The sequence below is a fragment of the Methylobacterium sp. WL8 genome (assembly GCF_008040045.1).
GTDB lineage: Bacteria > Pseudomonadota > Alphaproteobacteria > Rhizobiales > Beijerinckiaceae > Methylobacterium > Methylobacterium cerastii.
Map to the genome: position 1 here is coordinate 1 of NZ_VRVF01000104.1, position 11,479 is coordinate 11,479.

Below are 11,479 nucleotides of genomic sequence, written 5' to 3' on the forward strand. Positions count from 1 at the left end.
CGCGCAGGGCCATGATCTCGTCGGTCATCGGGGGTCTCTCGGGTTCGGGGTTGGTCGTCGCAACCCGACCCTACCCGGCAACCGCCGATGACCACCCCTCAGCTACACCACCGCCTGGGACACGACCCAGATCGGCGACCGGCTCCGGGTCCTTCTCGCCGTTGGCGACGGTCGGCAACACAGCATCTCCGATCTCGTGCCCAGCATCCGAGATCAAGGATACGATCCGTTCGAGGCTATCCTATCCCTTGTCTGCAGGGGGGATCTCGCGATCGATCTGCGCGACGGCCTGCATCCGGACGCTCGCATCGCGCGATCGAAGCCGCGAGTTCGCGCGCGGCCATCCGATGACCAGCTAGGCACAGCGGATCGAGGCCTCACGATACGTTAACCGAACCGGAAGGTGTCGCCGGACTCCATTTGCCAACGACCGCCGTACCTGGCACAGATTGCGGACGGCCGATTGCTTTCGGAGGCGCTTAAAACATGCGCCGCGGCCGACCCTGAGGTCCCAGCACACCTGAGCATTCTCCGAGCTCGGGCGAGGCAAAAGCCGCATCGTCGGCCAGGACCACGTAGCCTGATGGCACCCCAATCATAGCATCCGACGCCTCATCTTTGAGGCTGGGTCGATCACGTCTGACGAACTCGCAGCGTTGCTGCGTAACGTCCAGTGCGCTGAGAGATTCTGTTGAAGGCGCACGCCCTAGCAGACCGCGCACCTTCAAGAGCACCCAGAGGATCTTCGGCCCAACAGCTGACAACTGCGCCGATAGATCCCGCCGCCGGGGCACCCGAGGGCTACGAACAGGCTTCCCGCCTGGACGACCGACGAGTCATGTCCGCGCTGCGGACGACTTCGGTATCTCACCTTCGGACTCCCCTCGCAACACGCAATGCGGGCTTAGCAGGCTCGCGTCGAGGCTTTCGGCCGCGCTGGTTAACGCGCGCCTGGTTATGGAGACCGACTTTGGCAATCGAACCTGTAAACCGCATCTCGGAACACGTCTTCCGGTACCCCTTGCCTTCGCTGGCAAGCCGAAAGCCGCCGTTGAAGTCCACCGCGTCGTTTCGCGGCCATACGGTCGGACTGGATGATCGTATTCGGTACTTCGAGTCCGAAGGAGAATCTAATATTTGCGACATCCTGTCCGTTCGTCAGGATGTCATCGAGATCGTCGAGCAGCCGTCCGCCATCCGATATATTGATCAAGAGGGCAAGGAATCGAAGCACACCTTCGACTTTAGGGTTCGTTATCTCGGGGATCACGTCGATCTGCTGGCCTATCGACCAATCGAAAAGCTTGTCGACGGCAGGTTCGAGAGCCGCATGCGCCTGCTTGCGCCGCAACTCCCCCGGTCGGCAGCCGACGAGGTCGCCATCGTGACCGAGGCGGACGCCGATAAGACGGACGTCTTCAACGCCAGACTGAAGCAGGCCTGTCGACGCGACCCGCCCTCGGATGTCGACGGGATCGTCGCCGAGATCGTGGACGGCCTTCTTGGCGTGGTTCCCATTGCCTGGATCGTAGGCCGCGCAGGCACGGGCTCGGCCTTTCGTTCTGTCGTGAGGTGCGTCGCGGCCGACATTCTCGTGCCAACGATCCCCGCGCGGATCACACCCGCGCTCAAAGTTTATCGCAAGAGTGGAAAGTAAGGAGCATCCGCCATGCCCGTATTCCCGACACCCATCGTTCTGATCCAGCGTCATGACCTCATCTCAATCCGAAATATTGAGTACTGCTTTCACGACACCTACCCGGATGGTTACGTCATGGAGCGGCGATACACTCCCGATCTGAAGGAGGAATTCTCCCATGACACCATCTGGCAGTACAAAATCGAGGGCCGTCTCGAGATCACGCGCGGCTACTTCTGCGATACGGCGGCGGGAGCGCGCCTGACCAGCGCCTTCGGGTCGTTCGCCGATCTGCCGCGCGAGACGCAGCTCAAGGTGCTCGAGAACCAGTGGTACTGCGACGAATTCCTGGCGTTAAACGGCAGCGATCGGGGTACCTTTCCGAAGACGCTTAAAGGCTTCCGGGCCGCCCTCGAAATCCTGATCCTGAAGCGGACTGGGCAGTACGTTGGCGCGCGGCGCTCCGAACCCCGCAACCCGAACGCAGCACCTTCCGCGAACGGTCCTCAGGAAAGCCGGCCGAGTGGAGGCGAAGAGATCATGTTCCGCCGTCCGCCGAGCGAATACACCCTCCAGCGGAAAACGAAGCTCTATATTGCAGCCGGCCGCAATCCCCTCGCTCTGGTCGATCACTACAACAACTGCGGGCGTCGAGAGTCGCCGGTCGGTCCGGAGGTTCTCGCGATCATGCCGAGGTACGTTGCGGCCTATGCGGACGAGCGCCGCCCTTCGAAGGCGAAGTGCTACTTCGATTTTCTCGCCAGTATCGACAAGCTGAACGTCGCGCGGGCCGAGGAGAGGAAGAGGCCTCTCGTCCCGTGCAGCGAGAAGACTTTCCGCAAGGCGATCAACAAGCTCGATCGCTTCGACGTGCTCGCGGCCCGAAAGGGGATCGAGGCCGCGAGGCGGGAATATGCGATCGTCGGACCGGGGGTCGAGGCGCCCTATCCGGGGGCCTTGGCCTACATCGACGAGGGCCGCCTGTCCCTCATGACGCTACTCAAGCAGACGGGCGTCTGGGCGATGCTGAACCCGTATCGGCAGGAACTCCTTAAGAAGAGCGGGACGCTGTGGGTGGTCCCGGTGATCGACCATGCGAGCCGCTGCGTGCTCGGCCTTTCGGTCACCCGCACGCCCAACGCGGCAGCGGCTCTTAACGCGGCTCATCTCGCGGTCATCGACAAGAGCTTCCTCGCGGCGGCATCATCGTGTGGGGCACCATGGCCGATGCACACCGGGATCGAGACCATCGCCACAGATTCAGGCAGTGCGTTCATTTCTGACGAGTTCCGGTTGGCGCTTGCCGGACTTCGCGCGAAGCACCTGATCGGACCCGCGAAAAATCCTCAGTTCCGCGGCACGATGGAGCGCTTGCTCGGAACGCTGCACACCGGGTTCGTCACCAACTTCACGGGTCGCACTTTCCACAACGTCGTGGAGAAGGGCGACTACGATGCGGAGGCGCGCGCCTCGCTGAGTGACGACGAGCTGCCTCTCTCGCTCGTCCGCTTCATCGTCGACATCTACCATCACACCCCCCACGAGGGTCTTAACGGCGAGACCCCCATGGACGCCTGGAAGCGCCTCGTCTCGACCGTCGGGATGCCGCCGCCGCCGAACCCGAACGCGGTTCGCGTGATTTTCGGCATCCGCCTCACGCGTAAACCGAATGCTCGCGGAATCCAGGTTCTCGGAAACCACTACCAGAGCGATGCCTTGCAAAAGTGGCGTCGCGTGAATGGTGATGGCGTGCTCGAAGTGTCGCTCGATCAGTTCGATCTCGGCGTGGTCAGCGTCAAGTTCGGCGAAGACTGGATGGCTGTTCCTGCCGTGGACGAGACGCTGACGGGAGTCCCGCTGACGCTCCACGTGCAGGCGTTGGCAACGCTCCGGAAGAAGTTCGGTGCGCAGGCCGAAATCCATGCCGGCATCGTCCACGCGGCTCGCCGCGAGCTGATGGAAACCAGTGCCGCGGCAATCGCGCGCGCCGCTCTCGGACCGACGCGCCCCGATGCCAAGCTCGTCGCCTCAGCTGAGCGGCGCCTGGGGATCACCATAAGGTCGACGGAGGCTGCGAAGGCGGTCGTTCACGAAGGGGTATCCTCCCGGAAGGCGCTCAGATTCGCCACGTCTGCGGCGAAGAGCCCGATGCCCGCTGTTCAAGAGGTGCCGGTCCAGGCTGCCGTCGAAGTTGAAAAGCCGCCGAAGCCTCGCAAGTCCAGCTGGATCATAAAGGACGCCAAGTAGGATGGACCTGCGGAGCAAACTGATCGAGACCATCTCGGTCCAGAGCGTTCAACTCGGTCTTTTAAAGACCTACTCAGAGACGCTCAGAGCCCGGGGAAATCCCGGGCTCGCACAGATTGTCGAGGGCGAACACCGTTCCCTCTACGGACTCGTCTACGACGCGCCGTTGCCGGCGGAGGAGTACGACGCGTCCGATCTAGTTCCGGTGCCCGACCTCACCGCACCGGTCATGTTCGTGTCTGGATACTCCGGAGCCGGCAAGTCCTTCGCCATCAAACGGTCAATCCGCGAATTTCCTCAATTTTTCCCGGGCTACCGAGTGATGGGGTCCGATTGTCCGGTCAAGACAATCGACGTCCCCTCCGGATGCACCTTCAAGGGCCTGGGACTCCACATCCTCTCGGCGCACTTCGACATGTCCCTGCCGCAGTCGCAGAGCGAAACTGTTGTCTGGGAGAAGTGCATCCGAGCTCTCCGCGCCAGCGGCACGCACATCCTCCACTTCGACGAGTTCGCACACGTCGGACGCATCAAGACGGATGCCGAGTTGAGGAAGGTCCGCGATAAGATCAAGGAGCTGCCGGACCGGATGGACTGTCCGTTCGGTTTGATTCTTTCAGGGCTCCCGGAGATCGACAGGATCATTGAGGGCGACGGGCAGGCCTTCAGGCGCGTCATCGCCTCAATCGAAATTCCGGAAATGTCCGACGACGAGCTGGCCGAGTTGCCTGCCCTCATCATTGAGTTGGCCAAACTCGCCGGAGTTGCGATCGACATCGACTTCGAGGAGGACGAATTCCTTCATCGTCATCGTCATGTCTGCCGGGGCATGTTCGGCAGAAACGTCGATCTGATCAGATACGCGATCGACGCCGCAAAACTGTCGCCGGACCGGACGTTGCGCGTCGCCAGTTTCGCTGCGGCGGTCCACACCGCCGTCGGTTGGCCCGACGAGCTCAATCCTTACATCTGCAGCGGGTGGCAGACTGTCGAGACCCTCAAGCTATTCGATCACGGGCGCCCGGCAGACCCGTTCGCTCAAGGCGCGGTATAGGGGGCGTCATGTTCCAGAAGATGCATCGCAGCTTGCCACTCGGCTACGGTGAGAGTGCCAGCAGCTACGTCTCGAGGCTTGCCCGTCGCTACGGCGCCGTATCGGCGTTCGACTTCTGTAGGGACATGGGAACGAGCTTCCGAGACGTTTTTGATGGAACCGAGATCGTACTTGACTCGCTGGCCCAAGGCTCCGGTATCGATGCGAACGAGCTCCGCCTGCATTCCATCAGGCGTACGGCCCGAAATTCGTTTGTTTTCCAAGGTGTCGAACTGCCGCTTTCGGCTCTGGAGCGGACGGATATTCGTGCTTGCCCACTTTGTATCCAAGAGGATGTCGGCCTCGGCAGGGACGCATGGGCACCGGTAGCATACGGGCGAGGACGGTGGCAGATCTCGTCATTGAGGACCTGTGCCAATCATAGGTGCGCGTTGGTAGACATTGGTCACGAGAGCAGACCCGAGCGAGCACATGATTTTACGCTTGTTTTGAGACAAGCCCTTGGCCGCCTCCCCGAGATCGTAGCCGGCGCTTCCAAACGCGAGGCCTCACATCTCGAACGCTATCTCCAGGCACGTCTGGACAGCCGCGGCGGTTCGAACGCTTTTCTTGACGCCCTCCCCTTCCACGTTGTCGCAAAAACATCCGAAGCGATCGGAGCGGTCGACGTCTTTGGCCGCGATGTCTCCTTCCGTAGTTTGAGCGGTGAAGACTGGTGGCATGCGGGCTACGCCGGCTTCGCGATTTTAGCTGCAGGATCCTCGGGGCTCGATGCCTGGTTGGCGAGCCAACGCGACAACTATCCTCGGAGGCATACCCTGACCCAGAAGGCTCAAGCCTACTTCGGCTCGTTCATGGGATGGCTCCAAACCGCACCCGAATCGTTCGATCCTATTCGCGATATCGTGGCCGAGCATTGCTTTTCGACGATGCCGTTGGAACCGGGCAGCATTGTTTGCGGTCGAGTTCTAGCGAACAGACGTATCTATTCGGTCTATACAGCATCGCGCGCGACAGGTCGGGTTACGAGATCCTTGCGGAAGATGCTCATTGAGGCCGGCGTCGTCGACGAGCGGCCCGACCTCAGGGATCACGAACTGCTGTTCCCTGCTGATGAATCGACCGAGGCCTTCCTTGCTAAGGCTGCGAATTGCCTTTCTTTGAAGGCAACCCAAGCCTACCTCGGCATCACCAGAACGCACGTCGTTTCATTTCTTGCACATGGTCTGATCCGACCATTCCAGCGGCCGACGCCGGACATCAGTTCGTTCTCGTTCGAACGAGGCCACATTGAGGAGCTTCGTCAAGCCATACTTTCAAAGGCGAACTACCGCGAACGGTCGAATCAGGAAGGCAGTTGGATCGACGTAATGCAAGCCTCCCGCAGAGCGAACTGCTCTCTGGCCGAAGTCATGCAACTGATATTGGACGGCCGCCTGTTGGATGTTCGGAGACCACCCGGAGAAGGAGGGCTTCTCGCCGTCGAAGTCGATCCCGTCGAAGTAAAAAATCTTGTTCGAAGAGACGCGCTCCCCGGACTTACAAAGAGTTGCCTGGAGCGGCGACTCGGGATCTCCGACAAGACCGGTACGAAACTCTTGGCGACTGGTGTTCTGCCGACTGTTGACGCCCGTCATCCTGTCAAAAGACAGTTGATAAAAGTCGTACCATATCATGCTCTCGAAGCGTTCGAGCGCGAGTATATTTTGTTGACGGCTCTAGCGCGTCAGCTCTGCATAGCTCCTCGAACATTGAGGCTCGGGATTCAGCGAACGAACATTGCTCCAAAATTCACGCGAGAAAAAAACGGTAGCGATATCTATAAGAGAGTTGATATCGAAAGTTTAAAAGGGATTGAAATCAACTTTCGAAGAAATCGTCCGACTAGAAGGTTAGATAAATACGGAGATAAATCTATAATATTTTAAAGTTATAGTATGCCTGCCAAAAACCCGCGGCTTCGGCCGCGGGTTTTTTATTGCCTTGATCCGGCCTGATAGAGCAGGATGAGGCCGGCCGCGCTCCTACGTTCCAAACTTTCGTATCTACAAGGATTGATCCTCATGACGCATCTGGGGTGAGAGCGCGGAAAAAGCCGAGGTTTGTTAGGTACTTAGAAAAACAAGCGAACGAACTCCGCTTCCGCTCACACTTGAGCGGAGACTGATTATGCGCGATTGGCCGGTAAAGCGTCTCTCAAGAAGTGAGATTTGGCGCGATAGCCTTGATCTTAGAAGGTCAACAGGCATTCACGGCCAATCGCAAATAGACTTCCTCGATTTGCTTCGCAATCGGCTTCCAAAGCTCGGAGGCCGCTTCTCCAAACTTGAGGTTGTTGTTCAAGAAGATGATCAGTTGCATGGATTGCCGGCGTTAACCCGGTATGTTCGCGGGGGAACGATACGCGTATTTGTTACAAAGACCACCGAAAGAGATGCTGTTCTTGGAATAAACGGAGGGCAAGAAATTCTTGAGCATGAGCTAGGTCACGTTCGGTATCACGAAGGAGAACCGAAAGCTTATTTAGCTGGCGATTTTTAGCCTCTTAGTTATATCGATAGTTCTGAAGAATCAGCAGAATGGCAGGCTGATGAGTCTTATATTTCTATGGCCGCGCCTGAATTCTTAATTAAAGAAAATCAAGATCCCGTTCGTCTTTCTACGTTGTGCAATACCACGCTCGCTTTCGCGGAACGCGCTATTTCTTATTTTAAGGAAAGCATTTCATCGCGCGAGATTCATCCGGCATACACAGCCTTCAAGCGCGACTTACGGGCAGTAGAAGGTAATTATGTCAAGAGTCTTCCCCCTGACGCAGAGGCGCTTTGGTCCATTCTGACGCCAATGCCAGGGAAGGACGCCTTCGATTATAAGTTATGCCCCAAAGGGTTTCAGATCGCACGCGATGAATATCTAAAGATGACGCCGTGCGGCTGGCATATCAGAAATGGCATCGTAGAGGCATATTTTAACGTCGCGTAACGTATGGACTTCACGGTTTCGGGTATTTTGTGTAGCTACTAGGTACGCAAAGCCATTCCGCCGACTGTATAATCGCAATCTCATCGCGCGAGCCGGTATCCTCCTCGCTCGCGGATGCTCCGGTGATCTGGACTCGGGTGGGCGCGCGCCCGGCGCCGTTGTCCGCGCCCCGGCGCCGGGCCTCACGGCGCCGTCCGCAGCCGCTCCAGCAGGGCGACGTCGGCATAGCCGTCCGGGCGGAGGCCGGTCGCGGCCTGGTAGGCGCGGATCGCGGCCCGCGTCTTCGGACCGATCCGGCCGTCGACGACGCCGACCGTGTGGCCGTGCGCGTCCAGGCGGGTTTGCAGGTCGCGGCGCTCGGCTTCGGTCAGGGCACGGTCGCCGCGGGGCCAGTCGCGGGCTGAAGGCGGCTTGCCCGCGCAGGCGGTCCGACAGGTGCGCGACGGTGAGCGCGTAGGACAGCGACGTGTTGTAGCGCAGGATCGCCGAGAAGTTCGGCCGCAGCAGGAAGGCCGGACCGCCCGCGCCCGCGGGGACGACGAGGGTCGCTTGCGCGGCGCCATCCCCCTCGCGCTGGGGGACGGGCGTCACGCCGACCGCACGCCAACCGTCGAGGCTGCGCGCGGTGGTCTCGTCCGCCAGCGCGTAGTCAAAGCGCTCTCCCAGCGCCGCCTCGCTGCCCCAGGCTTCGCCGCGGCGCCAGCCCATGGCGACGAGGTAGTTCGCCGTCGAAGCGAGGGCGTCGGGAACCGACCAGAGGTCGCGTCGGCCGTCGCCGTCGAAATCCACGGCGTGGGCGCGGTAGACGCTCGGCATGAACTGGGTATGGCCCATGGCGCCGGCCCACGAGCCGGTCAGGCGCGCGGGCGGCACGTCCCCTTGCGCGAGGATGCGAAGAGCCTCGATGAGCTCGTCGCGCCAGTAGCCCGGTCGGCCGGGATCGCCGCAGGCCAGCGTCGCGAGCGATTGCACCACCGGACGGACGATCGCGGCGTCGTCGAGGACCTTGCCGTAGCCCGACTCGACGCCCCAGAAGGCCACGAGGGTGAAGCGATCGACGCCGGTGCGCTGCTCGATCGCCTCGAGGATCGTGGCCCATTCCCCGAGCTTGCGCTGCCCCTCGGCGATGGTCGCCTCGGTGATCGTGGCGTCGAGGTAGGCCCAGATCGGCTTGACGAACTCGGCCTGGCCGCGGGTCGCCGCCAGCACGTCCGGGTTGGACGCCAAGCCGGCGAGCTGCCCGTCCGCCAAGGCTCGCGGCACCCCGCTTGCCTGCGCGTCGGCGGCGATCCTGCCCAGGCAGTCGGCCCAGGACGATGCCTCCGGAGGTGTCTCCGAAGATGCCGGGCCGGCCGTCGCCGGAGCCGTTACCAAGACCAGCGGGAGGGTAGCAGCGCGGAGCAAGCGGGCGAGGCGCATCATCGGTTCTCGGCGGCGGGACGGCGATCGCATTGCCGGAGGAAGCCCATGGGCCCTATGTCGGTTCTCGATCCCGCTCAAGGCGCGTGTGCGGTCGCGCCCCGGCGCACCCGTCACGGTTCACCACGGCTCTCGTCCCCGCACCACGCTTGGACCCCTCGACCGATGTCGAACCCTGTCACGTCGACCGTCCGTGCCGCCGCCGAGGGCCTCGTCGCGCTGGTGGCGGCCGGCAACCGGCTGCGCCTGCCGGGGACGGAGCACCCGTTCGTGGTCGGCGTCCACGCGCCGATGCGCGCGGAGCTGACGCTGCGGGACCTGCCGGTGACCGGGACGATCCCGCCGGGGCTCGACGGGCGCTACCTCAAGATGGGCGCCAACCCGGCTCGCCCGACGACGCGCGGCCACGACTGGTTCCTGGGCGACGGCATGGTGCACGGCCTCCGCATCGCGGGCGGCAAGGCCCTGTGGTACCGCAACCGCTGGATCGGCTCGCGGACGGCCTCGGCGGCGCTCGGCCGACCCGCCGCCCCCGGACCGCGCCGAGGCGACGACACCGTCAACACCAACGTCGTCGAGATCGGCGGCCGCGCCTTCGCCCTGGTCGAGGCCGGCAGCTATCCGGTCGCGCTGTCCGACGACTTGGAGACGCAAGCCTACGATCCGTTCGAGGGGACGCTCTCCGGCTCCTTCACCGGGCATCCGCACCGCGACCCGGAGACCGGGGAGACGCATGCGATCGCCTACGACGGCCGGGTCTGGGACAGCGTGCGCCACGTCGTCCTCTCGCCCGCCGGCCGCGTCGTGCGCGACCTGCCGATCCCGGTCGAGCACGGCCCCTGCATCCACGACTGCGCGATCACGACGCGCTTCGCGGTGGTGCTGGACCTGCCCCTCACCTTCTCGATGCGGGCGGTGGTGGCAGGCCACCGCTTCCCGTTCCGCTGGAACCCTGCCCACCGCGCCCGCCTCGGCCTGCTCCCCCGGCACGGGACGGCCGCCGACATCACGTGGTGCCCGCTCGATCCGTGCTTCGTGTTCCACGTCGGCAACGCCTACGACGAGGCGGACGGGCGGGTGGTCCTCGACGTCGTCGCCTACGACAGCGTGTTCGCCTCGGCCGCGGGCGGTCTCGACAAGCCGGGCCGGCTGGAGCGCTGGACCGTCGACCCCGCCACGGCGCGGGTCGACCGGCGGGTGGTCGATCCGGCGGCGCAGGAATTTCCGAGGATCGACGAGCGCCGCTTCGGGCGACCGCACCGCTACGTCTACGCGGTCTCGGTCCCCGCCGACGGCAACACGCAGCTCGAAGGCGCGACGCAGATCTACAAGCACGACCTGACGACGGGGGCGCGTCGCGTGCACGAGTTCGGCGCCGGCAGCGTGCCGGGGGAGTTCGTGTTCGTGCCGGCGGCCCCTGAGGCCGGCGAGGACGAGGGATGGCTGGTCGGACTCGTCGTCGACACCGCAAGCGACACGACCGACTTCGTCGTCCTTGATGCGCGCGCCTTCGAGGCGCAGCCCGTCGCCGCAATCCACCTCGGGCACCGGATCCCGCCGGGCTTCCACGGCAACTGGTTTGCCGCGCGCGACCCGGCCTGAACGGCTTGCCCCGTCACGCCGTCTTGCTCTCCACGACGTGCCCTCTACGGCTTGCCGACCAGGGGGCAGCCGCCTTCCCCGAGCGGGCGAAAGGCCTTGTCGGCCGGGATCGTGTCGAGGAGCTTGTAGAGGTCCCACGCCCCCTTCGACTCCGAGGGCGCCTTCACCTCGAACAGGTACATCGGGTGCACCTTGCGGCCGTCCGCCCGGATAGTCCCCTTGCCGAACAGCGGGTCGTCCGTCGGGTTGGCCTTCATCCAGGCCATCGTCGCCTGCGGATCGGTGGATTTCGTCGCGGCCACGGCCTTCAAGTAATGCGACAACCCGGCATAGACGCCTGCGTGGTTCATGGTCGGCATGGCGTCGCCGTTGCGCTTGTAGAAGCGTTCGGAGAAGGCCCGCGTCCCCGTGGCCTGCCTCCTGAAAAGTGGTCCTCCCTGAGGTATGGCTTCAAGCCATGTGGAGGATATTTTCATGGGACGGAAGAAGCATACGGCTGAAGAGATCGTCGCCAAGCTGCGTCAGGTCGATGTCTT

7 protein-coding genes and 2 pseudogenes are annotated in these 11,479 nt (G+C 62.6%); 7 read left to right on the forward strand and 2 right to left on the reverse strand.

From position 1 onward, the window contains the following. The first annotated feature begins 1,051 nt into the window (after positions 1–1,051). The 6 genes from FV234_RS23595 to FV234_RS23620 all read left to right on the forward strand — a co-directional run bounded on the left by FV234_RS23595 (position 1,052) and on the right by FV234_RS23620 (position 7,922). A complete protein-coding gene (locus FV234_RS23595) occupies positions 1,052–1,657 on the forward strand; it encodes a hypothetical protein (protein WP_147832002.1) in 606 nt (201 codons plus the stop codon). Between the two features lie 12 nt (positions 1,658–1,669). Beyond that, the gene (locus FV234_RS23600; RefSeq protein WP_147832004.1) at positions 1,670–3,886 is read left to right on the forward strand and encodes a DDE-type integrase/transposase/recombinase; all 2,217 of its coding nucleotides are present in this window, start codon (positions 1,670–1,672) and stop codon (positions 3,884–3,886) included. Position 3,887: 1 nt separating this feature from the next. Continuing rightward, positions 3,888–4,940: an ATP-binding protein gene (locus FV234_RS23605; RefSeq protein WP_147832006.1), complete on the forward strand. Its 1,053-nt coding sequence runs from the start codon at positions 3,888–3,890 to the stop codon at positions 4,938–4,940. An 8-nt stretch (positions 4,941–4,948) separates the two neighbouring features. Then, positions 4,949–6,868 (forward strand): TniQ family protein, encoded by a 1,920-nt coding sequence (locus FV234_RS23610; protein ID WP_147832008.1) that lies wholly within the window; start codon positions 4,949–4,951, stop codon positions 6,866–6,868. A gap of 241 nt (positions 6,869–7,109) precedes the next feature. Then, entirely contained in the window at positions 7,110–7,481 is a 372-nt protein-coding gene (locus FV234_RS23615) for a hypothetical protein (RefSeq protein WP_147832010.1), read from the forward strand. A 66-nt stretch (positions 7,482–7,547) separates the two neighbouring features. After that, positions 7,548–7,922 carry a hypothetical protein gene (locus tag FV234_RS23620; protein ID WP_147832012.1) on the forward strand — a complete coding sequence of 125 codons (375 nt, stop codon included), beginning with the start codon at positions 7,548–7,550 and terminating at the stop codon, positions 7,920–7,922. A 182-nt stretch (positions 7,923–8,104) separates the two neighbouring features. Here the strand turns inward: FV234_RS23620 and FV234_RS23625 are convergent. After that, positions 8,105–9,341: pseudogene (locus FV234_RS23625) on the reverse strand (lytic murein transglycosylase). A gap of 165 nt (positions 9,342–9,506) precedes the next feature. Between FV234_RS23625 and FV234_RS23630 the strand changes: the two are divergent. Then, complete coding sequence (locus tag FV234_RS23630) at positions 9,507–10,943, forward strand: carotenoid oxygenase family protein (protein ID WP_147832014.1); 1,437 nt, start codon at positions 9,507–9,509, stop codon at positions 10,941–10,943. A 44-nt stretch (positions 10,944–10,987) separates the two neighbouring features. Here FV234_RS23630 and FV234_RS23635 read toward each other — a convergent pair. Beyond that, positions 10,988–11,347: pseudogene (locus tag FV234_RS23635) on the reverse strand (ABC transporter substrate-binding protein); the annotation flags it as partial. Between the last annotated feature and the right edge of the window lie 132 nt (positions 11,348–11,479).

Coding starts and splice junctions, on each gene's coding strand:
- FV234_RS23600 (WP_147832004.1), top strand. CDS start 1,670: ATGCCCGTATTCCCGACACCCATCGTTCTGATCCAGCGTCATGACCTC.
- FV234_RS23605 (WP_147832006.1), top strand. CDS start 3,888: ATGGACCTGCGGAGCAAACTGATCGAGACCATCTCGGTCCAGAGCGTT.
- FV234_RS23610 (WP_147832008.1), top strand. CDS start 4,949: ATGTTCCAGAAGATGCATCGCAGCTTGCCACTCGGCTACGGTGAGAGT.
- FV234_RS23615 (WP_147832010.1), top strand. CDS start 7,110: ATGCGCGATTGGCCGGTAAAGCGTCTCTCAAGAAGTGAGATTTGGCGC.
- FV234_RS23620 (WP_147832012.1), top strand. CDS start 7,548: ATGGCCGCGCCTGAATTCTTAATTAAAGAAAATCAAGATCCCGTTCGT.
- FV234_RS23630 (WP_147832014.1), top strand. CDS start 9,507: ATGTCGAACCCTGTCACGTCGACCGTCCGTGCCGCCGCCGAGGGCCTC.